The 24787-nt window shown below is 68.7% G+C and carries 31 protein-coding genes and 1 tRNA gene; 21 read left to right on the top strand and 11 right to left on the bottom strand.

Going from position 1 to position 24787, the window contains the following annotated elements; genetic code table 11:
• Positions 1-202 precede the first annotated feature (202 nt).
• Positions 203-409, top strand: coding sequence for a hypothetical protein (locus P3L51_RS08125; RefSeq protein ID WP_354604403.1), 207 nt, complete (start codon positions 203-205; stop codon positions 407-409).
• Positions 410-522: 113 nt separating this feature from the next.
• On the opposite strand, the gene P3L51_RS08120 is transcribed toward P3L51_RS08125, so the two are convergent.
• The 4 genes from P3L51_RS08120 to P3L51_RS08105 all read right to left on the bottom strand — a co-directional run bounded on the left by P3L51_RS08120 (position 523) and on the right by P3L51_RS08105 (position 3272).
• Positions 523-1407, bottom strand: a complete 885-nt coding sequence (locus tag P3L51_RS08120) for an RNA polymerase sigma factor SigF (RefSeq protein ID WP_354604402.1) — start codon at positions 1405-1407, stop codon at positions 523-525.
• A 221-nt stretch (positions 1408-1628) separates the two neighbouring features.
• Complete coding sequence (locus P3L51_RS08115) at positions 1629-2516, bottom strand: RNA polymerase sigma factor SigF (RefSeq protein WP_435594405.1); 888 nt, start codon at positions 2514-2516, stop codon at positions 1629-1631.
• Positions 2517-2749: 233 nt separating this feature from the next.
• Positions 2750-3043, bottom strand: a complete 294-nt coding sequence (locus P3L51_RS08110) for a Dabb family protein (protein ID WP_354604400.1) — start codon at positions 3041-3043, stop codon at positions 2750-2752.
• Positions 3044-3107: 64 nt separating this feature from the next.
• Positions 3108-3272 (bottom strand): hypothetical protein, encoded by a 165-nt coding sequence (locus P3L51_RS08105; RefSeq protein ID WP_354604399.1) that lies wholly within the window; start codon positions 3270-3272, stop codon positions 3108-3110.
• Positions 3273-3691: 419 nt separating this feature from the next.
• On the opposite strand from P3L51_RS08105, the gene P3L51_RS08100 reads away from it, so the two are divergent.
• The 4 genes from P3L51_RS08100 to P3L51_RS08085 all read left to right on the top strand — a co-directional run bounded on the left by P3L51_RS08100 (position 3692) and on the right by P3L51_RS08085 (position 8322).
• The gene (locus tag P3L51_RS08100) at positions 3692-5881 is read left to right on the top strand and encodes a pectate lyase-like domain-containing protein (protein ID WP_494338538.1); all 2190 of its coding nucleotides are present in this window, start codon (positions 3692-3694) and stop codon (positions 5879-5881) included.
• Positions 5882-6013: 132 nt separating this feature from the next.
• On the top strand, positions 6014-6883 hold the full coding sequence (locus P3L51_RS08095) for a TIGR03621 family F420-dependent LLM class oxidoreductase (RefSeq protein WP_354604398.1): 870 nt from the start codon (positions 6014-6016) through the stop codon (positions 6881-6883).
• 408 nt (positions 6884-7291) lie between these two features.
• Positions 7292-7741: a GntR family transcriptional regulator gene (locus P3L51_RS08090; protein ID WP_354604397.1), complete on the top strand. Its 450-nt coding sequence runs from the start codon at positions 7292-7294 to the stop codon at positions 7739-7741.
• Positions 7742-7752: 11 nt separating this feature from the next.
• Positions 7753-8322: an HD domain-containing protein gene (locus P3L51_RS08085; protein ID WP_354604396.1), complete on the top strand. Its 570-nt coding sequence runs from the start codon at positions 7753-7755 to the stop codon at positions 8320-8322.
• Here P3L51_RS08085 and P3L51_RS08080 read toward each other — a convergent pair.
• Together P3L51_RS08080 and P3L51_RS08075 are read right to left on the bottom strand one after the other, a co-directional pair.
• Positions 8310-8783: an NUDIX domain-containing protein gene (locus P3L51_RS08080; protein WP_354604395.1), complete on the bottom strand. Its 474-nt coding sequence runs from the start codon at positions 8781-8783 to the stop codon at positions 8310-8312. The two genes, P3L51_RS08085 and P3L51_RS08080, sit on opposite strands and share 13 nt — an antisense overlap.
• The gene (locus tag P3L51_RS08075) at positions 8780-9550 is read right to left on the bottom strand and encodes a helix-turn-helix domain-containing protein (RefSeq protein WP_354604394.1); all 771 of its coding nucleotides are present in this window, start codon (positions 9548-9550) and stop codon (positions 8780-8782) included. Before P3L51_RS08075 ends, P3L51_RS08080 begins: the two co-directional genes overlap by 4 nt.
• Positions 9551-10105: 555 nt before the next feature.
• On the opposite strand from P3L51_RS08075, the gene P3L51_RS08070 reads away from it, so the two are divergent.
• The 15 genes from P3L51_RS08070 (at position 10106) to P3L51_RS08000 (ending at position 21481) form a co-directional block, all read left to right on the top strand.
• Entirely contained in the window at positions 10106-10414 is a 309-nt protein-coding gene (locus P3L51_RS08070; protein WP_354604393.1) for a hypothetical protein, read from the top strand.
• Positions 10411-11406: a DUF2637 domain-containing protein gene (locus P3L51_RS08065; protein WP_354604392.1), complete on the top strand. Its 996-nt coding sequence runs from the start codon at positions 10411-10413 to the stop codon at positions 11404-11406. Before P3L51_RS08070 ends, P3L51_RS08065 begins: the two co-directional genes overlap by 4 nt.
• Complete coding sequence (locus P3L51_RS08060) at positions 11403-12053, top strand: GGDEF domain-containing protein (protein ID WP_354604391.1); 651 nt, start codon at positions 11403-11405, stop codon at positions 12051-12053. Before P3L51_RS08065 ends, P3L51_RS08060 begins: the two co-directional genes overlap by 4 nt.
• The gene (locus P3L51_RS08055) at positions 12053-12424 is read left to right on the top strand and encodes an RRQRL motif-containing zinc-binding protein (RefSeq protein ID WP_354604390.1); all 372 of its coding nucleotides are present in this window, start codon (positions 12053-12055) and stop codon (positions 12422-12424) included. Before P3L51_RS08060 ends, P3L51_RS08055 begins: the two co-directional genes overlap by 1 nt.
• A 47-nt stretch (positions 12425-12471) precedes the next feature.
• On the top strand, positions 12472-12663 hold the full coding sequence (locus P3L51_RS08050) for a hypothetical protein (RefSeq protein ID WP_354604389.1): 192 nt from the start codon (positions 12472-12474) through the stop codon (positions 12661-12663).
• Between the two features lie 148 nt (positions 12664-12811).
• A complete protein-coding gene (locus tag P3L51_RS08045; protein WP_354604388.1) occupies positions 12812-15043 on the top strand; it encodes a cell division protein FtsK in 2232 nt (743 codons plus the stop codon).
• Between the two features lie 140 nt (positions 15044-15183).
• Positions 15184-15435: a hypothetical protein gene (locus P3L51_RS08040; protein WP_354604387.1), complete on the top strand. Its 252-nt coding sequence runs from the start codon at positions 15184-15186 to the stop codon at positions 15433-15435.
• Positions 15436-15460: 25 nt separating this feature from the next.
• Positions 15461-15649 (top strand): hypothetical protein, encoded by a 189-nt coding sequence (locus P3L51_RS08035; protein WP_354604386.1) that lies wholly within the window; start codon positions 15461-15463, stop codon positions 15647-15649.
• Positions 15650-15664: 15 nt separating this feature from the next.
• Complete coding sequence (locus tag P3L51_RS08030; protein ID WP_354604385.1) at positions 15665-16306, top strand: hypothetical protein; 642 nt, start codon at positions 15665-15667, stop codon at positions 16304-16306.
• A complete protein-coding gene (locus tag P3L51_RS08025) occupies positions 16303-16527 on the top strand; it encodes a hypothetical protein (protein ID WP_354604384.1) in 225 nt (74 codons plus the stop codon). Before P3L51_RS08030 ends, P3L51_RS08025 begins: the two co-directional genes overlap by 4 nt.
• Positions 16528-16612: 85 nt before the next feature.
• Complete coding sequence (locus P3L51_RS08020) at positions 16613-17521, top strand: bifunctional DNA primase/polymerase (RefSeq protein ID WP_435594404.1); 909 nt, start codon at positions 16613-16615, stop codon at positions 17519-17521.
• A complete protein-coding gene (locus tag P3L51_RS08015) occupies positions 17518-19068 on the top strand; it encodes a YfjI family protein (RefSeq protein ID WP_354604382.1) in 1551 nt (516 codons plus the stop codon). The genes P3L51_RS08020 and P3L51_RS08015 overlap by 4 nt, the downstream gene beginning before the upstream one ends.
• 284 nt (positions 19069-19352) lie before the next feature.
• Positions 19353-19592, top strand: coding sequence for an excisionase family DNA-binding protein (locus P3L51_RS08010; protein ID WP_354604381.1), 240 nt, complete (start codon positions 19353-19355; stop codon positions 19590-19592).
• 12 nt (positions 19593-19604) lie between these two features.
• Positions 19605-20843 carry a tyrosine-type recombinase/integrase gene (locus tag P3L51_RS08005; protein WP_354604380.1) on the top strand — a complete coding sequence of 413 codons (1239 nt, stop codon included), beginning with the start codon at positions 19605-19607 and terminating at the stop codon, positions 20841-20843.
• Between the two features lie 392 nt (positions 20844-21235).
• Entirely contained in the window at positions 21236-21481 is a 246-nt protein-coding gene (locus P3L51_RS08000) for a hypothetical protein (protein WP_354604379.1), read from the top strand.
• Positions 21482-21575: 94 nt separating this feature from the next.
• Here P3L51_RS08000 and P3L51_RS07995 read toward each other — a convergent pair.
• From P3L51_RS07995 to P3L51_RS07980, 4 genes are all read right to left on the bottom strand, one after another.
• Positions 21576-21663: transfer RNA gene (locus P3L51_RS07995), tRNA-Ser, on the bottom strand.
• 31 nt (positions 21664-21694) lie between these two features.
• Entirely contained in the window at positions 21695-22138 is a 444-nt protein-coding gene (tadA, locus tag P3L51_RS07990) for a tRNA adenosine(34) deaminase TadA (protein ID WP_354604415.1), read from the bottom strand.
• Positions 22139-22179: 41 nt separating this feature from the next.
• On the bottom strand, positions 22180-22734 hold the full coding sequence (locus tag P3L51_RS07985; protein ID WP_354604378.1) for a tRNA adenosine deaminase-associated protein: 555 nt from the start codon (positions 22732-22734) through the stop codon (positions 22180-22182).
• A gap of 252 nt (positions 22735-22986) precedes the next feature.
• Positions 22987-23274 (bottom strand): hypothetical protein, encoded by a 288-nt coding sequence (locus P3L51_RS07980; protein ID WP_354604377.1) that lies wholly within the window; start codon positions 23272-23274, stop codon positions 22987-22989.
• 125 nt (positions 23275-23399) lie between these two features.
• On the opposite strand from P3L51_RS07980, the gene upp reads away from it, so the two are divergent.
• Positions 23400-24035: a uracil phosphoribosyltransferase gene (gene upp / locus P3L51_RS07975; RefSeq protein ID WP_354604376.1), complete on the top strand. Its 636-nt coding sequence runs from the start codon at positions 23400-23402 to the stop codon at positions 24033-24035.
• Positions 24036-24118: 83 nt separating this feature from the next.
• Here upp and P3L51_RS07970 read toward each other — a convergent pair whose 3' ends face one another.
• A complete protein-coding gene (locus P3L51_RS07970) occupies positions 24119-24754 on the bottom strand; it encodes a LytR C-terminal domain-containing protein (RefSeq protein WP_354604375.1) in 636 nt (211 codons plus the stop codon).
• Positions 24755-24787: the final 33 nt, after the last annotated feature.

Genomic DNA, 24787 nt, shown 5'->3' with positions numbered 1-24787 from the left:
TTGTTGCTTAGGGCAACCATAGAAGCAGTTGGTTGCTGAAGGCAAACTAAAAGCGGGCATCAGGAGTAAAGGAACCCAAAAGGCTTCGCATGTGCGAGGTCAATGGCGAACAGGGGGCGGGAGGGCGCCGAGAGCCCGGAGTTGGCCTTGGGGCGGCCCCGGGGGTTGGGCGGCGGAGCGTCGTTCGCTAGGGTCCTGGCTCATGGCACACAACCCCCATGCCCCGCAGGGCCCCGAGGGAAATCCCGACCCCGCGGGCAACACCCAGATGTTCCGCGCCTTCGTCGACGAGGGTGAGCCGACGCGTCGGCAGGCGCCACAGAAGAGCGGACCGAAGACCGGACTGATCGTCGGCGTCGTGGCCGTGATCGCGATTCTGGGCGCGGTCGCCTGGCTCGCACTCGCCTGACGGCAGGTCTCCACCTCTGACGGTGGCGCTCCGCCTCGTGCGGGGCGCCACCGCTTCGACAACACTCCGACGACGTCGTCCGCCGAGGTCGTCCTCGCGGTGACGCCCTCTTCTCAGTCCGCGATCAGCCCTTCCCGCAGCTGCGCGAGCGTGCGGGTCAGCAGGCGTGAGACGTGCATCTGCGAGATGCCGACCTCCTCGCCGATCTGGGACTGCGTCATGTTCGCGAAGAAGCGCAGCATGATGATCTGCCGCTCGCGGGGCGGGAGTTTGGCCAGCAGCGGCTTCAGCGACTCGCGGTACTCCACCCCCTCCAGGGCCGTGTCCTCGTACCCCAGACGGTCCGCGAGCGAGCCTTCGCCGCCGTCGTCCTCGGGTGACGGGGAGTCCAGCGAGGAGGCCGTGTACGCGTTCCCGACCGCCAGGCCGTCGACCACGTCCTCCTCCGACACACCCAGCACCAGGGCGAGTTCGGGGACGGTCGGCGAGCGGTCGAGCTTCTGCGCCAGCTCGTCGCTGGCCTTCGTGAGCGCCAGCCGCAGCTCCTGGAGCCGGCGGGGCACACGCACGGACCACGACGTGTCGCGGAAGAAGCGCTTGATCTCGCCGACGACGGTCGGCATCGCGAACGTGGGGAATTCCACGCCCCGTTCGCAGTCGAACCGGTCGATCGCCTTGATGAGGCCGATCGTGCCGACCTGGACGATGTCCTCCATCGGCTCGTTACGGCTGCGGAAGCGGGCCGCCGCGTAACGCACCAGTGGCAGGTTCAGCTCGATGAGGGTGTCACGTACGTAGGTGCGCTCCGGGCTGTCCTGTGCGAGCACGGCGAGCCGCAGGAACAGGGAGCGGGACAGAGTGCGGGTGTCGATGGCTTCCGGCTGGGACACGCGCGGTTCGGCCACGCGGTCGAGAGCACCCGGTGCATCCGGTGCCTGCGGTGCCTGGTCGCTCTTGTTGAGCGTGAGCACCTTCGAGCTGCCCTGTTCTACGGACATGCCACCCCCTTGAGGTCGCTGACGGTCGCGGTGGCCGCTCCCGTCGAAGGAACGCAGCCTCCACCTGAATACCGGCGGTGGGACTGCGGCAAACGCGGTTCCAGCAGAATGTCACATGTCGTCAACACGCTGTAGCGCCAAGTCGACATATCTGCACCGGAATAAGGGGGTATGCGAATTTGCTGCCGGTGGGGGCGCTGCGGGGTTACTACCCGGGAGAGCTACGCCTCGATCCTGTTTGCGGATCGCAAACGTGCGAAGCTCCGCGCCAGAAGCCTTGACACATGCATCTGGGAGACGCCCAGTTCCTGGCTGATCTGCGACTGCGTCAGGTTGTTGTAGTAGCGCAGCATCAGGATGCGCTGTTCCCGCTCGGGCAGCTGGACGAGCAGATGCCGGACCAGATCGCGGTGCTCGACGCCGGCCAGCGCCGGGTCCTCGTAGCCGAGCCGGTCGAGCAGACCCGGCAGCCCGTCACCTTCCTGGGCGGCCTCCAGCGACGTCGCGTGGTAGGACCGGCCCGCCTCGATGCAGGCGAGGACCTCCTCCTCGGAGATCTTCAGCCGCGTGGCGATCTCGGCGGTGGTGGGGGAGCGGCCGTGGGCCGTCGTCAGATCCTCCGTGGCGCCGGTCACCTGGACCCACAGCTCGTGCAGTCGGCGCGGTACGTGGACGGTCCGCACGTTGTCGCGGAAGTACCGTTTGATCTCGCCGACGACGGTCGGCATCGCGAAGGTCGGGAACTGCACGCCGCGGTCCGGGTCGAACCGGTCGATCGCGTTGATCAGACCGATCGTGCCGACCTGGACGACGTCCTCCATCGGCTCGTTACGGCTGCGGAAGCGGGCCGCCGCGTACCGCACGAGTGGCAGATTCGCCTCGATCAGCGCGCTGCGCAGACGGGTGTGCTCGGGGCTGCCGCGCTCCAGATCCTTGATCTGCGCGAAGAGCAGCTGTGTCAGCGCCCTGGTGTCGGCGCCCCGTGTCTGCGGCGTCGACGGCCGGGGTTCGCTCTCGCTCGGCGTCTCGACGAGGGGGGCCTCGATGAGGGGGGCCTCGGTACGGGGTTCGATCTGGGGTGGCATTTGAGGCGTTGTACTGGCCGGCACGGTCACGCCACCCCTTTGCGGTCAACTACGGTCAACTCATCCGTCAAAAGCGGTCATAGCATCACAAGACATGCCCACTGTGTGCAAGCACCAGAAAGCTCCGTGTTGGCGAGGAATCGGCCGTTCAAACCCGAAAAGCCCCACGCCGGTGAGGCATGGGGCCAGGAGGGTCAAGGGTGGGAATCCCGGTCGGAAGTGACGGGAGGGACCGGCCGGAGCCGAGTCGGAAACGATCAGAACTCGTAGTCGGCGATCACCCAGGTGGCGAATTCGCGCCACTGACCGACGCCCGCCTGATGGTCGGGGTGCTCCAGATAACGGGTCAGCGCGCCCGCGTCGGCGACCGCCGCGTTGATGGCGAAGTCGTAGGCGATCGGCCGGTCGCTGATGTTCCAGGCGCACTCCCAGAACTCCAGCTCCGGGATTTTCTCGCCCAGCTCCGCGAAGGCCCGCGCGCCGGCGACCACCCGGGGCTCGTCGCGCGAGACGCCCTCGTTGAGTTTGAAGAGGACCAGGTGGCGGATCACGGGCTTCTCCCAGGTGCGGCGGAGGGCTGGGTGTGTGGCGCGGTGACGGTGTCACCGGCCGCGGCTACTCTACGAGCTCGGTCATGAACTCGCCGACACCCTCGGCCGCGCTGGCTATGCCCTCGAACCCCACCTGGACGAGATCGGCGGACCGTTCGGGTGAGGTGATGATCGTATACAGCACGAAGACAATGACCAGATAGAGCACGAGCTTCTTCGTTTGCACCATCAGCGCTGCCTCCCCTGCCGTCCCCAGTGCGATCGCGTGAGTCTAACCGTACGAATGGGTCGGTCCGGAGGCCGATTTCGATCACCCGCGTGACCGCTTCCGGCCACACCGTGTCGATGCCTGGTCGTCGCCGCCCGGCCGGGGTGTCGTACGCGGTATTCGCCCGGCCCGCGCCGTCAGGATCTGAACGCATACTCCGCAAGACACATCGCGAACCGGAGCAAAAGCCCCGCATGGTCGGTTAGTTGTTGATCGGATGGCAACCGGTGACGGCCGGTGCGTGCACAACTCTTGACGTGTACGAAACACGGGAGAACCATCTGCCGTAACGAGAGAGCGCTCTCCGGATTTCCGCCGGGATCTCTCCGCTGCGCGTCCCGAACTCCCCTTCGTCGTCCGAGACTTCAGGAGACCTGCCCATGCACGCTCCGCTGTCCGTTCTTCCGGTGTTCCGGAGACCCGCGTCGGTGCGCCGCCGCGGGATAGCCGCGTCCATCGCCGCCACCCTGGTCGCCTCCCTGCTGATGCTCATCCCCACCACCACCGCCGCGAGCGCCGCACCGACCCTGATCTCCCAGGGCAAGCCGGTGACGGTCTCCAGCACGGAGAACGGCGGCACCCCCGCCGGCGCCGCCGTCGACGGCGACAACGGCACCCGCTGGTCGAGCGCCGCCGCCGACCCGCAGTGGATCCAGATCGACCTCGGCTCCTCGGTCGCGGTCAGCCAGGTCGTGCTGCGCTGGGAGACCGCGTACGCCAAGGCGTACAAGATCGAGCTCTCCACCAACGGCACCAGCTGGACGAGCGCGTACTCCACCACCACGAGCCCCGGTGGCAACGAGACGCTGAACGTCTCCGGCACCGCCCGCTACGTGAAGCTGACCGGCACCACCCGCGCCACCCAGTACGGCTACTCCCTCTGGGAGTTCCAGGTGTACGGCGAGAGCGGCGGCCCCGGCGGCCCGATCCAGGGCGGCGGTGACCTCGGCCCCAACGTCAAGGTCTTCGACCCCTCGACGCCCAACATCCAGGGCACGCTCGACCAGATCTTCGCGCAGCAGGAGAAGGCCCAGTTCGGCACGGGCCGCTACCAACTGCTGTTCAAGCCGGGCACGTACAACAACCTCAACGCCCAACTCGGCTTCTACACCTCCATCTCCGGTCTGGGCCTCAAGCCCGACGACACGAACATCAACGGTGACGTGACGGTCGACGCCGGCTGGTTCAACGGCAACGCGACCCAGAACTTCTGGCGTTCGGCCGAGAACCTCGCGCTCAACCCGGTCAGCGGCAGCAACCGCTGGGCGGTCGCGCAGGCGGCCCCGTTCCGCCGTATGCACGTCAAGGGCGGGCTCAACCTCGCGCCGAACGGATACGGCTGGGCCAGCGGCGGCTACATCGCCGACAGCAAGGTCGACGGCCAGATCACGCCCTACTCCCAGCAGCAGTGGTACACCCGCGACAGCGCCATCGGCGGCTGGGGCAACGGCGTCTGGAACATGGCGTTCTCCGGGGTCGAGGGCGCGCCCGCGCAGTCCTTCCCGAACCCGCCGTACACCACGCTGAACAACACCCCGACCTCCCGCGAGAAGCCGTTCCTCTACCTGGACGGCAACACGTACAAGGTCTTCGTGCCGGCCAAGCGCACCAACGCGCGCGGCGTCTCCTGGAACGGCACCCCCCAGGGTGAGTCCCTGCCGCTCGACCAGTTCTACGTGGTCAAGCCGGGCGCCTCGGCGGCCACGATCAACGCGGCGCTCGCCCAGGGCCTGCACCTGCTCTTCACCCCGGGCATCTACCACGTCGACCAGTCCATCAACGTCAACCGGGCGAACACCGTGGTCCTCGGCCTCGGCTACGCCACGATCATCCCGGACAACGGGGTGACGGCGATGAAGGTCGCCGACGTGGACGGCGTGAAGCTGGCCGGCTTCCTGATCGACGCCGGACCGGTCAACTCCCCGACCCTGCTGGAGGTCGGCCCGCAGAACGCGTCGGCCGACCACTCCGCCAACCCGACGACCGTCCAGGACGTCTTCATCCGCATCGGCGGCGCGGGTCCCGGCAAGGCCACCACCAGCATGGTCGTCAACAGCGACGACGCGATCATCGACCACACCTGGATCTGGCGGGCCGACCACGGTGACGGTGTCGGCTGGGAGACCAACCGCGCCGACTACGGCCTCCAGGTGAACGGCGACGACGTCCTCGCGACGGGTCTGTTCGTCGAACACTTCAACAAGTACGACGTGCGGTGGAGCGGTGAGCGGGGGCGGACGATCTTCTTCCAGAACGAGAAGGCGTACGACGCCCCGAACCAGGCCGCCATCCAGAACGGCAGCGTCCAGGGCTACGCCGGCTACAAGGTGGACGACTCCGTCGTCACCCATGAGGGCTGGGCGATGGGCAGCTACTGCAACTACACGTCCGACCCGAACATCCGTCAGGAGCACGGCTTCCAGGCGCCGGTGAAGCCAGGGGTGAAGTTCCACAACATCCTGGTCGTCTCGCTCGGCGGCATGGGCCAGTACAACCACGTGATCAACAGCACCGGAGCGCCGACGTCGGGTACGTCGACGGTCCCGTCGAACATCGTGAACTTCCCGTAGGGGAGTAGGCGACCGGAGAGCAGGGCCCGGCCTCGTTCCGAAGAGGCCGGGCCCCGCTCGCGTCGCGGCCACCGCCGCGAAAAGCTGACGAAGTACTCTTCCGGGGACATTGTCGTCATCGGGAGGAAGCCCATGCCCACCCGGCCGTTCCGTTTCGGCGTCAGCGTGCCGGCCATCGGATCGCGCTCCGCCTGGCAGGCCAAGGCCCGGCAGGCCGAGGATCTGGGCTACGACGTCCTCCAGGTCCCCGACCACCTCGGCGCGCCGGCCCCGTTCCCCGCCCTGGTCTCGGCCGCCGACGCGACCACCACCCTCCGGCTCGGCACGCTCGTCCTCAACACGGGCTTCTACCGGCCCGCGCTGCTGGCCAGGGACATCGCGGACACCGATCTGCTCACCGACGGCAGGCTGGAGGTCGGCCTCGGCGCGGGACACGTGGAGGCCGAGTTCCGTACGGCGGAGCTGCCGTACCCCGCCCCCGCGGAACGCGTCGACAACCTGGCGCACACCGTCGCCGAACTGCACCGCATGTTCGCGACCCCGGACCAGCCGCCCAAGGTCCGCCGGAGCCCCGCCCCACCACTGCTGCTGGCCGGCCTCGGCGACCGCGCGCTGCGGCTGGCGGCCCGCGAGGCGGACATCGTCGGCTTCCCGGTCATGGCACTGACGACCCCGCCGGGGGCGGACCCGCAGCGGGTCCTCGCTGACCGGGTCGCCCATGTCCGCGCCGAGGCGGGCGCGCGCTTCGGCTCCCTGGAGCTGAACCTGTTCGTGGCGGCGGTGATCACGACGGTCACCGCCGAGGCCCTGACCCCGGTCCGCCGAAGGGCCCCGAACCTGACCGAGGACCAGGTCCTGCGCCTCCCCAACCTGCTGGCGGGCCCGGTGCCGCGGATCGCCGAGACGCTGCACCGCTACCGGGAGACGTACGGCCTGAGCTACTTCTCCGTCCGCGAGGACCACATGACGGACTTCGCGAAGGTCATCGCCCACCTGCGCTGAACCGCCGCCGCACGCCGGGCCGCACGCCGGGGTCACACGCTGGGCCGCTCAGCGAGCCGCGCCCATGGCAACGCGAAGAGGCGGACCCCGTGAGGTCCGCCTCTTCGTCGTAAGAGCGGTAGCGGTGGGATTTGAACCCACGGTGACGGGTTACGCCACACTCGCTTTCGAGGTCTGTTCCTGCTGGTCAGAGGTGCGTACGCGGCCGTTCATCCCCGTTCGGCTGGCCGCTGGGACGCTATTGACCGCCGGGCCGCGAACGCGCATGAACGTCGCTGGACGGAGATGAATGAGACGGGAACTGAGACGACTAGACGTGCGAGGCTTGAGCCCATTGGCAGCCAATGATTGGCGGCCAAGAGATTGGCGGGCGCACGTCCGGCAATGGCGCCAACGGAGGGAGAGCGGGTGTCACAGCAGGCCAGCCCTCGGGGAACGTACCTGGTCATCGCAGACAGGCTGCGGCAGGAAGTCGAGGCGGGGGAGTACGCCGATGGCCTGCCATCTGAGGCGGAACTGGTGGCCAGTCATGGAGTCGCGCGGAATACGATCCGACGCGCTCTTCAAGCCTTGGAGGCGGAGGGCGTGATCGAAACCGCTCCCGGCGTCGGGCGGCGCGTCGCTCGGGGAGGTGACAAGCGCAGCCTCGTTGAGCGCATGACCGCCATCATCGAAGAGGACTCACTGACAGTCGGGGACGACTACCCGTCTGAGGCGAAGCTCTGCGAGCGCTTCGGAGCGTCCCGTACGGCGGTAAGGCGTGGCCTTGCCCAGATGGAGGGAAGCGGCTTGCTCGCCACGGTTCACGGCAAGGGGCGCACTGTACGCGCCCTCCCGGTGCCCACGGACCGGCCGTAGCCTTGGCCGTCATGGGACTGAATCAGTGGGCTTACTCGCTCTCCGAATCGCTGCTGTCCGATCCGTTGCCGCGCCGGTGGGCGCACTCCCTTGGGGTGGCCAAGCGCGCCCGTTCCCTGGGGCCGATCCTGAGCGGCGATGCGGAACTGCTTGAGGCAGCCGCGGTGCTTCATGACATCGGCTACTCGCCCAGCATCGCGGCTACAGGGTTTCATCCGCTTGACGGGGCCCGGTTCCTCCGAGACCAAGAAGGGGCGGACGAACGGGTGGTGCGCCTCGTTGCACATCACTCGTGCGCTGTCTTGGAAGCTGAAGAGCGAGGACTCAGGCACGAACTGGAGAGCGAGTTCGAGCTAGAGCGCCCTGACCTTGTTGACGCACTGCTGTTCTGCGACATGACGACCACGCCGGACGGGACGCACACAACGCCGGCCGAACGGCTGGGTGAGATCGTCCAGAGGTACGGACCCGACACGATCGTCGGCCGCTTCATCCAGCGAGCGGCACCCGAGATCTACGCAGCCTCGGAACGGGTCGAGGGCCGCCTGGCCGAAGCGTCTACTGGAGATCAACCGATGTAGGGTTCATGGCGCGATCCGTCCAGCCCATGCTCGATGCGGAGCCGCATGGACGGATGGATGTCGAGGCTGTCGAGGTCCGCTGGATCAATCCAGCGGACCTCTTTGGATTCGCTGCTCGTCCGCAGCGCACCGCCGGTCGGGTGGGCGCGGAAGCAGATCGAGAACTGCTGTCGCACCTCGCCATCGTCATATGCGATGACGTGATGCGGGTTGGTGTAGATGCCCACGATGGCGTCCACCTTGACGTCAATCCCGGTTTCCTCGGCCACTTCCCGAACAACGGTGTCGCCGACGCGCTCGCCGATGTCGTGGCCACCGCCGGGCAGTGCCCACAGACCGTTGTCCGTCTTGTGGATGAGCAGCAGTCGTCCGGCATCGTCGCAGACGACTGCTGTGACCGAAGGGACAACGGAGTTGGCCTGTGGTGCTGCCGGGTCGTTGTAGTGGTCGATGCGGGTCATGTGTGCTGGTCTCCGATGTCGTCGGGCGTTGAGATTGGACGGGCGCTGTCCCAGACCCGTTCGACGCTTTCGGCGTATGCGTCGAAGAGTTCGCCGCCTGGCACGCGCTGGATGTGCAGGACCGGAGCCATGTAGGCGCCCACTCCGTACAGGTGGCCATTCGCCAGCATCTCGTCATCAGCGCGGTAGATCGAGTTGTAGAGAGTGGTGCTGTGGAGGCGGAACTCGACGCCCGGCAGTCCGAACAGTGAGCCGTAGTTGAGCAGGGCGTTTCGAATCTTGCTCGCCATGGCGGACCCGATCCCCTCGTCGGCACCGCGTGCTGCGACAGCCGGGCAGTTCGGTTCGCCGAGCATGAAGCGGACCGGCACGCCGGCCGCCGCTTTCTCCTTCACGACTCGACGGAACGCTGCGTCTTCGGTGAGCCAGAACCCCGAGTAGACGAGAACGTCGAAGTGCCGAGTTGCCTGCGCATAGAGCTGCGGCCACAAGCGGTTTGGAACCACGGATCGGTGCGGGTAGAGCCTGATCAGCTCGGCGTTTCCGGTCTCGGTCACCTCCGCTGAGGTGCGTTCCTCCTGCCACAGGTACGACACCTCGCATTGCAAAAGCGATGCCGTGGCGTATTGGAATCGGCGGTAGGGCTTGCGGTCCGGGTCGTTGATCCAGCGCTCTACGGTCTTGGCCGATACTCCAAGGCTCGCCGCTACTTGATCGAGCGTCATGCCGCTCTTGACGATCGCGCCTCGAAGCTTCTCGTTTGCCATGTCGCGTTCTCCCCCGCTGGGACGACTTGGGACGACTTCACCGTAGCGAAGTCGTCTTGGAGTCGTACAGGTGCGGAGTCGATCGTCTGGGCCGCGGGCTCCAGTCTGTAGGTACATCGGAGCGAGGGACTCGCGGAACACCAAACGACCGAAGGGCTTGACGGAGCGAACCTCACTCTGCATGATGAGGAACACGTACTACATGTTCCTCATGGAGCAAGCGGTAGTCGTTCAACAACTCCATAGCGTGATCCACCGTGTTTTGACGGCCGTGACTGCACCGACCGGGGCGAGTGGAGACCAGCCGATCGAGAACGGACCCGATGTCACAACCGGGGCCTACACCCCAGATGGGGGACACGCCATCGGCTCTAAAGAACCGCACGGCACACCTTGTTGCCGCCACCCCAGACGTCCGGGATTTCGGATCTCCCCGGAGCGAGCGGCGCCGTGCGTAGAAGAGAACCGACCACCTCTTTGCCCGCCGGGGCGGCTGCCTCTCACCACGGACCGAGGCCGCCCCGGCTCCCTTCGCACTTTCAGGAGAGACCCACCATGCGTACGTACATCGGCCATCACCAGGCCCTGAACCAGGGCGAGTTCGAAGAGCTTGCGCTCGGCTTCGACGAGCTGCCGCTGGGCATCGACCGCGAGCTGTTCCGGGGCCCGCTGGCCCCCGAGTCGCCCGGCGACCGTGCGGCACGTCTGGACGTCGCCCGCGAGGCCATCAAGGACATGGCCCGGCAGGGCGAGGACGGCGACGAGGTCGCCGCGTGGGACGCGCTGTACGCCGACGCGCTCACCCGCACCGTGCCGTTCCTGCGCGCCGCCCGCCGCTCCACCGGCATGGAGGCAGCGGCATGAGCGCGGCGACAGTGCCCCCGCTCACGCGCCCCGAGATGGGCCTGGCCGGGGTCGGCGCGTTCGCCGCTGCCGGGGTCGGCGCCCTGGGACTGATCTCCTCGTTCGACGCGGTGTCGGAAGCGGCGGCACGGTGGGGATTCAGCGAGCCGTGGATGCTGCCGGTCGGTATCGACCTGGCCATCCCCGTCTTCACGGTGGCCAATCTGCTGCTCATCCGTATGGACATGGCGTTGTCGTGGGTGCGGTTCGTGCCCTGGATTCTGACCCTGGTGACCTGCGGGCTCAACGTCTCGGCAGGACACGGGATGTGGGCGAAGGTCGCGCACGGCACGATGCCGCTGTTGTGGGTGGTGTTTTCCGAGATCGGCGCGCACGTCTACGCCGTAAGGATCGGCGCCGTCACCGGCCGGCGCATGGACAAGATCCGCGCCTCGCGGTGGCTGCTCGCGTTCCCGTCCACGTTCGCGCTGTGGCGCCGGATGACGCTGTGGGAGATCACCTCCTACAGCGACGCACTGGCCCGTGAGCGGGAACGCCAGTTGGCCCGCGCGGACCTGCGTGAAGCGCACGGCCGTAAGTGGCGCTGGAAGACGCCTCGGCGTCAGCGCGTGCTGCTCAAGCTCGGGGAACTCGACGCCACCGGCATCCCGCCGGCCGACTCGGAGCCCGAGCCCGTACCCGCCCCGGAGACCACCACCGAGCCCGAGCCCAAGGCGAAGGCATCCCGGCCCCGCCGCCGGACAAGCGCGGGGAAGGCCAAGCGGACCCCGGACGAGATCCTGGCCGAAGCGCGCAAGGCCACGGACGGTTGGACGGACGCGGAACTTACCGCGGACCGTATCCGGGCCGCGCTGCGCGTCTCGCAGGCCAACGCCCGCACCCTGCGCGACACCCTGAAGACGGAGCGGACCAACCGCCCGCTGCACACCGTCGACACCGAGCCGACCACCGAGCACGACGACGGCGAGGGTTCCGGGGCGGTGGCGGCATGAGCACCCTGTTAACCGCTCTCGCCGCATCCGGCCCGGTCGTGGCCGGTTGGTCGGTGCACGCGTGGTTGCTGCGGTCGCGTCTTCGCACGGCACGCCGTGACCCGCTCACCGGTCTCCGCACCCGCGACGGCTTCACCCGCCGCGCCCGTGTCCTGCTGAAGGACCCGCGCGCGGTGGTGGTGCTCGCGGACGTGGACCGGTTCAAGCACATCAACGACACCCACGGCCACGCCGCCGGGGACGCGCTACTGAAGGCGACAGCCGATCGGCTGGCCCACTACGTAGGCACGGCCGGCGTCGCGGGACGGCTCGGGGGCGATGAGTTCGCCGCCGTCGTCATCGACAAGCACGGCACCGTGGGCGACCTGCTCGCCGTACTGCACGGTGTGCTCGCCTGCCCGGCGGACGGGCTTGACCCGGCGGTTCGTACGACGGTTTCGCTCGGGTGGGTCCGCGCCGTGGACCATCCCGGCGAGGAACTGCCGGACCTGCTGCGCCGGGCGGATGAGGCGATGTACACGGCCAAACAGGGCCGCGCCGGGGTGCGCCGGGCTGGTATCGGCAGCCTGTTCGCCACCCTCACCGGCCGTCGTTCCGGACGGCGCGGCGCCCGCACTGGCACGCCGGACGTGGGGATGGCTGCCTGATGTCGTACGCGTTCGGCAAGTGCTACGACCCGACCGGCGCCCGCCACGGCATACCGACGTTCCCCTGGAAGTACGCCCCGGACGGATACGCCACCCGGCGCCAACTGCGGGCGCGCGGTCTGCGCCCCGGCGGCCAGCCGGTCGCCGCACAGGTGATGCGCCGCTCGCGCCGCCGCAAGGCCGGTGTGTCCGTCGCCTACCTCTACCGCATCGACCGCGCCAAGCCCGTACGCCCGATGACGCCGGGCCGTGCCGCCGCGCTCGCCAAGGCAATGCTCGCCCGCCGTACCTGCCCCAACTGCCGCACCGACGCCGGGTACTGCATCCCGACCTCGCTCGGCATGTGCGTCCCGTGCGCCTACCCCAACTGATCAGCGCGCCGCTTGAACACCCCCTTCACCAGACACAGGAGTCACCCATGTTCGGACACAAGAGCGAGGCAACACAGGCAGCGGTGAACGCCGTATCCACCGCGACCACGGTCATCAACAGCTACGGCCAGAACAGCACCGAGGCCGCGAGTGCGATGCAGGCCGCCCGCGACTCCGTCAACGCCGCGCGGGCCGAGGGCGCCACCGACACGGACTTCCGCACCACCCGGCCGAAGTAGAACGCACCGCCCCGGCATTCCTGCCGTGAGGGCGCCGGATCGAATCCGGCCCGGGGCACGCAGCACACACCAGCAGGGGTCCGGACGGTGGGCCTACCAAGCGCCGTCCGGACCCCTTCCCACCCGATGTGTCCGGGGAGGACATTCAGTGAATCACGAGGATGAGAACGAGTTGTTCAACCGACTGGAAGCCGACATGACCCCCGACCCGACGGTCGGCCGGTCGGGCGACTCGGGGGCGGATGTGGTCGACCTCGACAAGGCTCGGTCGGCCCGTACCGAGTCGGCCGACCGGTCGGCCGACCTCAACGCGGGTCGGTCGGATGACGAGTCGGGTACCGGGTCGGGTGACCCGACCCGACCGGAGTTGGTGGACGGTCCGGCGCCGGTCGGCCCGGGTTATCTCGGTCGGCTGATGGGTGCGAAGCGTCGGGACGTGGTCCCGCCGTGGCTCCGGTCGGCCGCTGAGCTGAAGACGGCGGCCCGTTGGGCGGCCGGGCACTACGGGCACCTTGCCGGGTATCACGCGCTCCGCTCGCCTTACTACGCGGGCAGGTTGGCGCTTCAGTCGCCGGTCGGCGCCGCGAAGTTCGTGGGCGGTTCGATGCGGTGGGTGGCCGACCGTGAGGGTGAGCCGGTCCGACTGGCTTCGGTCCGGCGGGAGGATGCTGCCGAGTACCTGAAGCTGTCCCGGCAGCGCGACGGCCGTGTGCGCCTGCGGACGCTGGTGGCGACGCTGGCGCTGTTCGTTGGCATGGGCGCCGCGCTCGCGATCTACGTGCTGGCTCCGGGGTGGCTGCAACTCCTGTCGGTCGGCGCGCTGGTGCTCGCTCTCGGGGCGGCCGGCACACGCGCGGACGCACCGGTCGTCTCCCGCGCGGTGGAACTGCCCAAGTCGCCCAAGCTCACGTCGGACATCGTGCTCCGTGCGCTGGGGGCGCTGGGTATCCCGGCGATCAACCAGGCGCAGGGCAAGGGCCGTGACGGCTTCACCTTCACCGCGCCCATCACCAGGGACGGGCCCGGCTGGCGTGCGGAGGGTGACCTCCCCTACGGCGTCACGGTGACGGACGTGATCGACAAGCGCGACAAGCTCGCGTCCGGTCTGCGCCGCCCGCTCGGGTGCGTGTGGCCCGAAGCGGTCCCCGAAGAACACACCGGCCGCCTGGTCATGTGGGTGGGGGATCAGGACATGTCGACCGCGAAGAAGCCCGCGTGGCCGCTGGCCAAGGGCGGCAGCGTGGACCTGTTCAAGCCGGTCGCGTTCGGCACCGACCAGCGCGGACGCTGGGTGGAGATCACCCTCATGTACATCGCCGCCGTCATCGGCGCGATCCCCCGCATGGGCAAGACGTTCCTTCTCCGGTTGCTGCTCCTCATTGCGGCGTTGGATGTGCGCGCTGAGCTGCACACCTACGACCTGAAGGGCACCGGCGACCTGGACCCCGTGGGCGAGCGTGTCTCGCACCGCCACCGTGCCGGGGACGATGACGAGGACATCGAATACGCCCTGGCTGACCTGCGGGAACTGCGTGCCGAGCTGCGCAGGCGGGCGAAGATGATCCGCTCGTTGCCGCGTGACATCTGCCCGGAGTCCAAGGTGACGTCCGAGCTGGCGAGCAAGCCGGGGCTCGGGTTGCACCCGATCGTCGTGGGTGTGGATGAGTGCCAGGTGTGGTTCGAACACCCCAAGCACGGCGGGGAGTTCGAAGAGATCTGCACCGACCTGGTCAAGCGCGGCCCCGCCACCGGGATCGTGCTGCTGCTGGCGACGCAGCGCCCGGACGCCAAGGCGCTGCCGACCGGGATCAGCGCGAACGCGTCCGCCCGGTTCTGCCTGAAGGTCATGGGCCAGTTGGAGAACGACATGGTCCTGGGCACCTCGTCGTACAAGCGGGGTATCCGGGCCACGATGTTCTCCTGGAAGGACAAGGGCATCCACTACTTCGTGGGTGAAGGCGCCGATGCCCGGATCGTGTCCTCCGTCTACGTCGACGCCCCGGCAGCCGAGACGATCGGCATGCGCGCCCGCAAGCTGCGCGAGACGGCCGGCACGCTCACTGGGCACGCGCTCGGGGAAGCGTTCGAAGCCGCAGAGTCCGCAGCGTATGACCTGCTGCGGGACATCCTCGCCGTCGTCCCGGCTACCGAGCCCAAGGTGTGGTCCGAGACGGTCGTCGCCCGGCTCGCCGAACTGAGGCCGGACGTCTACGGCGGGTGGGACCCCGAGGGGCTCGCCGCCGCGCTCAAGCCCCACACCATCGGCACCATCCAGGTCGGGCGCCGCGTAGAGGGCAAGGTCGTCAACCGGCGCGGGATCGAGCGTGCCCACCTCACGACCGCGATTGCGGAGCGTGACGGAAACCGGGACGCGGGCTGACCGTCCGGGGGCGCTAACGCTAGCGGCACCCGTCGCTAACGTTAGCGCCCCCGCTAGCGCCCCAAACCACCCGTGATCAGGCCGCTAGCACATAGCGGCCCACCTGCGGAAACCCCTGAAACCTGCCCGGAGGGCCACTGATGACCCCCACTCTCCTTGCTATCACTTGCCTGCTCGCCGTCACACTGTGTTACATCGGGACGTGTGCGGTCTCGCCGTTCGGCAACTGCCGCAAGTGCCGTGGCTTCGGCCACGCCATGAAGACGGACCGCAAGGGCCGCCCCAAGCGCGGCAAGGACTGCCGCCGCTGCAAGGCCACCGGCAAACGCATACGCGTCGGCCGCTGGATCTACCACCGCGCCGCCCGCATCCACCACAACGGCACTCGCTGACCCACGACCCGAAGGGAGCCCCCTCGTGGCTCTGACCGTCTCCCTCGTCTTCCTGTTCGGCCTCGTCCTGTTCTTCCTGCTCCGCTCCAACACCCTCGGCTACGGCGCCGCGTTCATCGCCGTCATGTTCGGCTTCTACCTCGCCTCCACCGGCGCCGCCGAGCCCATCAACGAACTCACCCGCGCCGTAGTCGACGCCATACCCGACGTGTAGAGAGGCAGGCACCCGATGAACGAACCACTCGTCCAACGGCACTGGCTCGCCCACGCCGCACCCAAGGTGGCGCCCGTGGTGGCCACTTCCACCGTGCTCATCCTCGGACGCATCTGGAACGCCAACGGCGCCGAACACTCCACCGGCAACGCCGCGTTGATGGTCGCGCTGACCGCCGGGGCCGCCACCGCCGGGGCGTTCGCGTCCGCCGGCCGATCCGGTGACGGCGTGCTCGCCGGGACCGCGTTCGCCACCTCAGGCAGCCTCGCACTCGCTGGGGTCGCCGGATACGCCGACGGCTGGTCCCTGCCCGTCCTGCTGTGGGCGGTCGCCACCGCCGTGGCGTACGGCATCGCCGCCCGCCACTGGCGCACCGACCGCCGCGACACCGTCGCCTACCACCGCGGCACGACCATGCGGCAGACCGAGCACGCACACGTGGAACGCGTCGAAGCCCTGCGCGCCGGGGCCCAGATCGAGAGCGCCCGCGCCGGTGCCGCCTACGCCGAACAACTCGCCACCGCGCTCATCACCCGCGCCACCCTCCCCGGCTTCAACCCCCACGCCCTCACCGACGCCGGACTGCCCGAACTCCCCGCCGCTGTCAAGCGGGCCGGACTTCCGGAGCTTCCGGGCACAGGAACCGGCACGTCATGAGGGCGCCCGAACCGGTCTCGGACGGTCCCATCCAGCGTGCGCCGTTCGGCTTCGTGGATGCCGCCGGGCAGCGCGCCGCACTGCTCGCGGAACTCGAAGCGGCCGGGGTCGAACTCGGCACGTACGACGCCCGGATCGTGGACTGGCTCGCCGGATGGGACTGGTCGACCGTCGCCGTCGTCGCGAGTCTCATCCGCCGTTCCGCACAGAGCCCGCAGTAGACACGCCCGGGGCGGTCGCCTCTCACCACAAGACCGCGACCGCCCCGGCTCTCCGTCCCTTCGCAGAAACAGGAGAACCCCCAGCATGACACCTGACTGCAAGACCGCGCTGCCCCGCAGCACGACACCCGCCGGGGCCCACCTAAGAATGGCCCTGGAACTCGCCACGGCCGGGGTGCCGGTCCTTCCACTGCGCGCGGGGAAGCTGCCGTTCGGGAACTGCCCGACGTGCGCCGGTGGTGCCTGTGGCGGGCGCCCGCATATGAAGAGCGCCGGTGGGTGCGCCTGCCCCGCTCCGTGCCACGGCTGGGCCGCCGCGACCACCGACACCACCGTACTGACCTCCCTGCCGTGGGGGACGGCGTGGCGTGAGGCGCGAGCGGTCGCCTACCACCCTGGCGGTGCCGGGCTGACCGTCGTGGACCTCGACAACGCGCAGGCCGTGGCATGGGCGCGGGAGAGTCTGCCGCCCAGCCGGACCGTGCCCACCACTCGTGGCGAGCACTGGATCTACCTCGGTGCCATGCGGTCCGCCAACGCGGTACGTCCTGAAGTGGACATCAAGTCCCGTATGCAGTACGCCCGTTGGCTCGGTCCAGGCACAGGCACGATGGCACCTCTGCCGTCTGCCGTCGTCGCGCTGGTGTCGAGTGAAGACACCACCCCCGTCCGAGGGGAGGTGGTCTCTTCATCCCCGGAGCGCGCCACTTGGGACGCCTCGGTGGCCACCGGATGCCGTCACACCGAGCGCTACGTACGCACCGGCCTCGAACGGGGCACGGCCCTGATCCGCGCCCGCAGCGAGTCGGGCGCCGGATCGCAGGCATTCGGCGTCGCGCAGTTCCTCGCCCGGCAGCACGCGCAGTGCCCCGGCCCCTGCGGACTGGACACCCTCGGTTCGCAGATCATCAGCGCCGCTGTCTCGGTCGGTGTCCCCGAGCCGTACGCGGCCCGCGCTGTCGCGAACGGCCTGGGGCTGGGGAGCGCGGCATGAGCACAAAGCCCGTGGACAGCTCGGAACTCTGGGCCGGATTCGAGGCTTTGGACGCGCAGCAGGCAGCCGCCGCGCCGTGGGAGGAGCCGATCCCGCTCACGGCACGGCGTGAGCTTCCTGCCTTCCCTACCGAGGTCTTTCCCGAGTGGCTGGGGGACTTCGTGCGCGCGGTCGCTGAGGAGACACAGACGCCGGTCGACATGGCCGCCTCGCTCGCGTTGGCGGTGCTGTCGACCGCCGCCGGTGGCCGGGCGGTGGTGCATGTCCGGGGCCGCTGGCGCGAGCCGACGAACGCGTTTGTCGTCGTCGCACTGCCGCCGGGCAACCGGAAGTCGGCCGTGTTCTCCCTGATGACGAACCCGCTCTACAAGTCGGAGGCGCTGCTGGCCGCCGCATCGGCCGGCGCCATCATCGAGGCGGAGATCACGGCCAAGCTCGCCAAGGAGGTGGCGGAGAACGCGGCCACCAAAGCGGCCCGTGCGGAAGCCGACAAGCGCGAAGCGCTCGTGGCCGAGGCCATCGGTCTGGCGCAGACCGCCGAATCGCTCACGGTGCCCGCCAAGCCCCGGCTGCTGGCCGACGACGCCACCCCGGAAGTCATCGCCTCACTCCTGGCCGAACAGGGCGGCAGGCTTGCCGTCATGTCGGCTGAGGGCGGCATCTTCGACATCATCGCCGGGCGCTACTCGGGCACCCCGAACATGGAGGTCTTCCTGAGGGGCCAGGCAGGTGACCGGCTGCGCATCGACCGGCGCGGGCGTGAGGAGTTCATCGAATCCCCGGCGTTGACCATGGGCCTGACGGTCCAGCCGTCGGTACTGGAAGACATTGGCCGCATCAAGGGGGCAGGGGACCGGGGCCTGTTGGCCCGCTTCCTGTACTCGCTGCCCGTCTCGCTCGTGGGGCACCGCAAGATCCTGCCCGACACCATCCCGGACGAAGTGGCCGACACCTACGAGGAACGCGTCATCGACCTGACGATGTCCCTCGCGGACTGGACCGACCCCGCCGTTCTCCAGCTCTCACCCGAAGCCAATGAGGAGTTGGTGGCGTATGAGCGGCGGCAGGAACCGCGGCTACGCAAGCGCGGCGGGGACTTGGGACACGTCGGGAACTGGGCCGCGAAACTCGGCGGCACAACCTGCCGCCTCGCCGGGCTGCTGCACCTTGCCACGCACACCAGCAACGGCCACACCAAGCCCATCACGGGCGAGACCATGCGGGACGCGGTGAAGCTCTCGGACTACTTCACCGGCCACGCCCTCGCGGTCTTCGACCTCATGGGCGCCGACCACACCGCCAACCGCGCCCGCATCGTCTACGACCTGCTGCGCGCCAGCGAGTGGACCGAGGTCAGCAAGCGCGAGGTCATGACGAAGCTCTCCCGCTCCGAGTTCCCCACCGTGGCCGATCTCGACCCTGCACTGAACCTGCTGGAAGACCACGGATACATCCGCGCACAGCCCGTGATCCGGACCGGTGGGCGCGGCCGGCCGCCGTCCCCGCGCTACCTCATCCACCCCGAGCTGAGCGAACCAGCCGTCTGACTCCCGCCACAGAAACCGCAGAATCACAGAAATGACCCCGCCCCGCCCCTGACCTGCCCGAACACGGCCAAGGGCGGCAGGCAGGCGGCTGCCACAGAAACCCGCAGAACCACCACACAAATACGAGTCCCACCGGGGTCCGCCTATTTCTGTGGGACTTCCCGCGCTTTCTGTGGTGGCCCGCCCCACCGTGCCCAGACCGGTGTTCTCCCAGCTCAGAACGCCCGTCCCGCCTTTCTGCGTATTTCGTGGTTTCTGTGGGCGACTCGCAGAGGAGCGAGCCCTTGAACACCGCTGAGAGCGCCACCGCGCTCACCGACTACGACCAGACCCTTGCCCTCCTGACCGTGGAAGAGGCAGCCCGACGTCTCGGCATCGGCCGGACCCTCTGCTACAGCCTCATCCGCTCCGGACAGCTCGAATCCATCCCCCTTGGCCGTCTGCGGAGGGTCCCCGCCGACGCAATACAGGACTGCGTAACCCGTCTCCGGGCCGCAAACACCCACGCGGCTACTGCCGCCTGAGAGGCCAGATCCATGGAAGAGAAGAAGAAGCGCACCCGCCAGCCCAACGGCCGATCCTCGATCTACCTCGGCAAAGACGGCAAGTGGCACGGCCGCGTCACAGTCGGCATCCGCGACGACGGGAAGCCGGACCGGCGTCATGTCGAACGCAAGACCCGCGCGGAGGTCACCAAGGCCGTCAAGGAACTTGAACAGCAGCGTGATGCGAAGGTGCTCCGTAAGCCTGGTCGGCCGTGGACGGTTGCCATGTGGCTCACGCACTGGGTGGAGAACATCGCACCGCTCGGAGTCAACGAGAACACGATGGTCGGGTACGGGGTCGCAGTGCGGAAGCACCTGATCCCTGGTCTCGGCGCGCACAAGTTGGACCAGCTCAAGCCGGAGCACATCGAGCACCTATACGGCCGAATGATGGCGGCTGGCAGCAAGGCGGGCACGGCGCATCAGGTGCACCGCACTTTCCGGACCGCGCTGAACGAAGCCGTACGGCGGGGGTACCTAGGGCAGAACCCGGTACGGCTGGCTAAGGCGCCCCGTGTACGAGAAGAGGAGATCGAGCCCTTCACGGTCGAAGAGGTTCAACGCCTGCTGCGAGTTGCTGACGATCGGCGCAACTCGGCTCGTTGGGCCGTGGCGCTCGCCCTCGGACTACGGCAAGGGGAAGCCCTCGGTCTCAAGTGGACTGACGTGGACTTGCGCAGGGGAGTCCTCATGGTCCGGCGTAGCAGGCGCCGGCCGCAGTACGCCCACGGCTGTGCCAACAGCGGATCGTCCTGCGGACGCAAGGCCGGGTACTGCCCGCAGCGGCAACGCACCAACCCAGAGACGGCTGACACGAAATCCCGCGCGGGGCGACGCGCGGTGGGTCTTCCGCTCCAACTCGTGGAGCTGTTGAAGAGCCACAGGAAGAGGCAGGAGACCGAGAGGGCAGCGGCCGGTGACCGATGGACCGAGGAAGGATGGCTGTTCGCCACCGAGACCGGCCGGGGTACGTCACCCCGTACCGACTACGACGACTGGAAGGAGCTGTTGCGAGACGCCAAGGTACGGGACGGCAGGCTGCATGATGCTCGGCATACGGCCGCGACGGTCCTTCTGATCCTGGGAGTTTCGGAGCGGGCCGTCATGGGGCTCATGGGCTGGTCCTCCACCGCCATGGCCGCTCGGTATCAACACATGGTCGACACCGTCCGTACAAGCGTGGCTGGGCAGGTTGATGCGCTGCTCTGGGAGCAGCGTCCACGTCCCTGAGTTTTGACGCCCATATGCGGCGCTCGAACAGCAGACACGCCCGGGAAGGCGCCACGACACGCCGTGCGTTGGCACGACATCATCTCGGTGCTGCGTCGGACGTCTGACGCTCGTGGTGAGGACGAAAGCGGCCGGAAAGCCCTGGTCACAGCCGCTCATGGAAGGCGACGTGAAATCACGTTCACCACAACATGTTGGGGGATAACGGGTCCTGAACCACTAGATGTAGTGGTTCGGCTCTGTGGGAACCCGTCCGAACGGCTATGCTTGGCGCAGCCTCATGGTCCGTCAGTTCGACGGGAGGGCTCCTCAATCAGGCCTGGCAGCTATCGACTGAGGGTCCCTCCGCCATGACGTCATGCAAGCCCATTCAGCTACGAAAGAGGCACTCAATGACATCTCATCCCGACCGTACCGGATGGCTGTACTCGCAGGGAAGCGACTGGCTGAACGGCGAGTCACTGAAGCTTTCGGGGGCTGCGGGTGTGTTCATCCTGCTGATCTACGTTGTCGTGCTTGCCGGGAGGTGGGACGTGGCGGCGGCTTTGATCGCGCTCGTCGGCAGCAGCCCCGTAATCATCGTCAGCGTCAATCGTGGTTGCCGGACGACGTTGGTGCGCGCCCGGCCGATCCGCTGATCCTGCCGTCGCTCTAACGGCATCTGAGACGGAAACTGAGACGGGACGCAGCGAAGGGGCAGACCCCAAATGGGTCTGCCCCTTCGCTCATCTGCGGTAGCGGTGGGATTTGAACCCACGGTGACGGGTTACGCCACACTCGCTTTCGAGGCGAGCTCCTTCGGCCGCTCGGACACGCTACCGAGAGAGAGCTTAGCCCAAGGTGGCCCCTGCTCAGAAATCGATAATCCGGCGGTCCCGGAAGAACGCCGTGAGCAGCTCGGAGCACTCCTCGGCGAGCACCCCGTGGATCACTTCCGGGCGGTGGTTGAGACGGCGGTCCCGTACGACGTCCCAGAGCGAGCCCGCCGCGCCCGCCTTCTCGTCGAGCGCCCCGTACACGACGCGGGCCACCCGCGACTGTACGAGCGCGCCCGCGCACATCGTGCACGGCTCCAGCGTCACCACGAGGGTGCAGCCGGTCAGTCGCCAGGAGCCGAGGCTCGCCGCCGCCCGGCGGATCGCCAGGACCTCCGCGTGCGCGGTGGGGTCGCCCGTCAGCTCGCGTTCGTTGTGGCCGGCGGAGAGCACCGAGCCGTCCGGGGACAGCACGACGGCGCCGACCGGCACATCGCCGGCCGGTGCCGTGCGTGCGGCCTGTTCCAGGGCGAGGCGCATCGGCGCCCGCCACGGCTCACGCACCGGGTCGTGCTCCGTCACTAGCGCGCGGTCTCCAGCACCTCGGAGGCGCCCAGCGCGTCCGCGATCTCGGACATGGCGTCGGTCTCCAGCGCCAGCAACTCCGCCTCCGAGAGGCCCAGGTCGGCGAGGATCGCGCGGTCGCCCGCCGGTCCCGCCGGAACCGCCCCGGGTCCGGCCGCGTCGGCGGGGCCGGCGCCCCCGTCCGAGTGCTCCGTGTCCTCCTGCTCTTCAGTCTCGCCGTCCTCGGTACCGTCGAGGTCCAGCGTGTCCAAGGCGTCGGCGAGGTCGTCTTCGTCCCCGCCGAGCAATTCGTCCGTGAGGATCTCCCCGTACGAGGAGCGTGCGGCCATGGCCGCGTCCGAGACGTAGATGCGAGGATCCTCCTCGCCCTCCACGCGGAGCACGCCGAACCAGGCGTCCTCCTGCTCGATGAAGACGAGCACCGTGTCCTCGTCCACCGAGGCTTCGCGGGCCAGATCGGTCAGATCCGACAAGGTTTCCACGTCGTCGAGCTCTGTGTCGCTCGCTTGCCATCCGTCTTCGGTGCGCGCGAGCAGTGCGGCGAAGTACACCGTGACTCTCCCACTGGTCAGAGGTGACGATTCGGCGGTGCGCTGCGCTCTGCCCCGCCCACTACTCGGAATCGTGGCAGAAACCCGGCGATTGCGAGAGGTCTTCCGCCGTTGCGTCGTGCAGGCATTTTTTTGGACCGGGGTGGACGCCTGCCGGGGCGGGGGTGCCGGAGGGCCGTGCGGCGGGCGCCGGCCGATGCCCAAGTGGCCGTCCCGCGACGGCCGGAGGGCCGCCGGGTGACCTGCGCGCGACTACCAGCGGAAGGTCCGCATCCGCATCTGCTGGCGCATCCGGGCCGCGCGGGCCTGCCGAGGTTTCACCCGCTCGCGCAGGGCCTTGGCCTCGTTCAACTCCCGCAGGAACTGCGCACGCCGCCGCCGGCGGGCCGCGTCGCTCCCGTCGGGGGCGGCGTCCGGCGCGGCGTCGGAGGCGCGGTCGGGGTCGCCGTCGGGCTCGGTGCCGGGCGTGGCGTCCGGCTCGGTGCCGGGCGGCCGGTCGCCGTCGCGCTCCTGCGGATTCCGCCGCTGCCGGTCCGGCATCGCCGCCTCACCACCCCACGACTCGGTTGACTGTGACCCCTGTCCGCGTGCCCCATCACCTTCCCTGCGCGCGGGGGATTGATGCCAGCGGGGGCCGTCGGGCGGGCCACGGTTACTGTGGAGGCATGCGGATTCACGTCGTCGACCACCCGTTGGTCGCGCACAAACTCACCACGCTGCGCGACAAGCGCACCGACTCCCCTACCTTCCGACGCCTCGCCGACGAGCTGGTCACGCTGCTCGCGTACGAGGCCACCAGGGACGTGCGCACCGAGCAGGTCGACATCGAGACCCCGGTGACGCCGACCACGGGTGTGAGGCTGTCCTACCCGCGGCCTCTCGTGGTGCCGATCCTCCGGGCCGGTCTCGGCATGCTCGACGGCATGGTGCGGCTGCTGCCGACCGCCGAGGTCGGTTTCCTCGGGATGATCCGTGACGAGGAGACGCTTCAGGCGTCGACGTACGCGAGCCGGATGCCCGAGGACCTCTCGGGGCGGCAGGTGTACGTCCTGGACCCGATGCTCGCCACCGGCGGCACGCTGGTCGCGGCGATCCGTGAGCTGATCAAGCGCGGCGCGGACGACGTGACCGCCGTGGTGCTGCTCGCGGCGCCCGAGGGTGTCGAGGTGATGGAGCGCGAGCTGGCGGGCACGCCGGTCACGGTCGTCACGGCGGCGGTGGACGAGCGGCTGAACGACCGCGGGTACATCGTGCCGGGGCTGGGCGACGCGGGTGACCGCATGTACGGGACGGTCGACTAGGTCGTGTCTTCAAGGTAGCGCCGTCCGCCCGCAGGGCGGGCGGGACTTTGAAGACACGACCTGGAGCCGTAGGACGGCGCGGGTCAGCAGGGGCCGCCGGGTGTGACCCTGGCCAGGGTGGCCAGGGTCCGGTCGGCGTCCTTCTGCACGTTCAGGGTCTTGAAGGCCGTGCCGAGCAGCAGGTCCACGTCCTTGGTCTGCCGGGCGTCGTGCTGGGGCTTGGCGCCCGCCAGCTGGGCGCCGAGCACGGTGAAGGACCCGCCCGCCGCGGCCGGGGCGCCGAGCAGTATCCCCGTGCCGGGGATCTTCTTGTCGAACGCCGCCGGCGCGTTGCCGACCTTGCCGATGACGAAGCCGCGCTTCTTCAGCTCGTCGGCGGTGGTCTTGGCGAGTCCCGCGCGCGGCGTCGCGTTGTAGACGTTGACCTTGATCTGGGCCGGCTTGGGGAGTGTCTTGGCGGTCACGGCCGACGGGGACGGCTCGCAGCCGGGCTCGCGGTTGCGGTCCGAGGCGGTCGTGGTCTTCTTCTTCGTGCCGTCGTCCGCCGTGAACACGTCGATGAGCTGTACGGTCCCCCAGCCGACGAGGCCGAGGGCGACTACCGCGGCGATGGCCGCGAGCACGATCCTGCGGCGGTTACGGGGGCGGCGCATGCGGGGGTACTTGCCACCCGTGATGCGATATTTGCCGCCCAGACCAGGGGGGGTGAGCATGCTCATGGGCGCAGCGTAGTGCGCGTGGGTAGTGATTCC

This window comes from Streptomyces panacea (genome assembly GCF_040560175.1).
Taxonomy (GTDB): domain Bacteria; phylum Actinomycetota; class Actinomycetes; order Streptomycetales; family Streptomycetaceae; genus Streptomyces; species Streptomyces panacea.
The sequence above is the reverse complement of the archived record's forward strand: the minus strand, read 5'-3'. Positions and strand labels throughout refer to the sequence as shown.

Bases quoted from the DNA above. Each gene is read 5' to 3' on its own strand.
- P3L51_RS08125 (WP_354604403.1), top strand. From the start codon at position 203: ATGGCACACAACCCCCATGCCCCGCAGGGCCCCGAGGGAAATCCCGAC.
- P3L51_RS08120 (WP_354604402.1), bottom strand. From the start codon at position 1,407: ATGTCCGTAGAACAGGGCAGCTCGAAGGTGCTCACGCTCAACAAGAGC.
- P3L51_RS08105 (WP_354604399.1), bottom strand. From the start codon at position 3,272: ATGGTGCAAACGAAGAAGCTCGTGCTCTATCTGGTCATTGTCTTCGTG.
- P3L51_RS08100 (WP_494338538.1), top strand. From the start codon at position 3,692: ATGCACGCTCCGCTGTCCGTTCTTCCGGTGTTCCGGAGACCCGCGTCG.
- P3L51_RS08095 (WP_354604398.1), top strand. From the start codon at position 6,014: ATGCCCACCCGGCCGTTCCGTTTCGGCGTCAGCGTGCCGGCCATCGGA.
- P3L51_RS08085 (WP_354604396.1), top strand. From the start codon at position 7,753: ATGGGACTGAATCAGTGGGCTTACTCGCTCTCCGAATCGCTGCTGTCC.
- P3L51_RS08080 (WP_354604395.1), bottom strand. From the start codon at position 8,783: ATGACCCGCATCGACCACTACAACGACCCGGCAGCACCACAGGCCAAC.
- P3L51_RS08075 (WP_354604394.1), bottom strand. From the start codon at position 9,550: ATGGCAAACGAGAAGCTTCGAGGCGCGATCGTCAAGAGCGGCATGACG.
- P3L51_RS08070 (WP_354604393.1), top strand. From the start codon at position 10,106: ATGCGTACGTACATCGGCCATCACCAGGCCCTGAACCAGGGCGAGTTC.
- P3L51_RS08065 (WP_354604392.1), top strand. From the start codon at position 10,411: ATGAGCGCGGCGACAGTGCCCCCGCTCACGCGCCCCGAGATGGGCCTG.
- P3L51_RS08060 (WP_354604391.1), top strand. From the start codon at position 11,403: ATGAGCACCCTGTTAACCGCTCTCGCCGCATCCGGCCCGGTCGTGGCC.
- P3L51_RS08055 (WP_354604390.1), top strand. From the start codon at position 12,053: ATGTCGTACGCGTTCGGCAAGTGCTACGACCCGACCGGCGCCCGCCAC.
- P3L51_RS08050 (WP_354604389.1), top strand. From the start codon at position 12,472: ATGTTCGGACACAAGAGCGAGGCAACACAGGCAGCGGTGAACGCCGTA.
- P3L51_RS08040 (WP_354604387.1), top strand. From the start codon at position 15,184: ATGACCCCCACTCTCCTTGCTATCACTTGCCTGCTCGCCGTCACACTG.
- P3L51_RS08030 (WP_354604385.1), top strand. From the start codon at position 15,665: ATGAACGAACCACTCGTCCAACGGCACTGGCTCGCCCACGCCGCACCC.
- P3L51_RS08025 (WP_354604384.1), top strand. From the start codon at position 16,303: ATGAGGGCGCCCGAACCGGTCTCGGACGGTCCCATCCAGCGTGCGCCG.
- P3L51_RS08020 (WP_435594404.1), top strand. From the start codon at position 16,613: ATGACACCTGACTGCAAGACCGCGCTGCCCCGCAGCACGACACCCGCC.
- P3L51_RS08015 (WP_354604382.1), top strand. From the start codon at position 17,518: ATGAGCACAAAGCCCGTGGACAGCTCGGAACTCTGGGCCGGATTCGAG.
- P3L51_RS08005 (WP_354604380.1), top strand. From the start codon at position 19,605: ATGGAAGAGAAGAAGAAGCGCACCCGCCAGCCCAACGGCCGATCCTCG.
- P3L51_RS08000 (WP_354604379.1), top strand. From the start codon at position 21,236: ATGACATCTCATCCCGACCGTACCGGATGGCTGTACTCGCAGGGAAGC.
- tadA (WP_354604415.1), bottom strand. From the start codon at position 22,138: ATGCGCCTCGCCCTGGAACAGGCCGCACGCACGGCACCGGCCGGCGAT.
- P3L51_RS07980 (WP_354604377.1), bottom strand. From the start codon at position 23,274: ATGCCGGACCGGCAGCGGCGGAATCCGCAGGAGCGCGACGGCGACCGG.
- upp (WP_354604376.1), top strand. From the start codon at position 23,400: ATGCGGATTCACGTCGTCGACCACCCGTTGGTCGCGCACAAACTCACC.
- P3L51_RS07970 (WP_354604375.1), bottom strand. From the start codon at position 24,754: ATGAGCATGCTCACCCCCCCTGGTCTGGGCGGCAAATATCGCATCACG.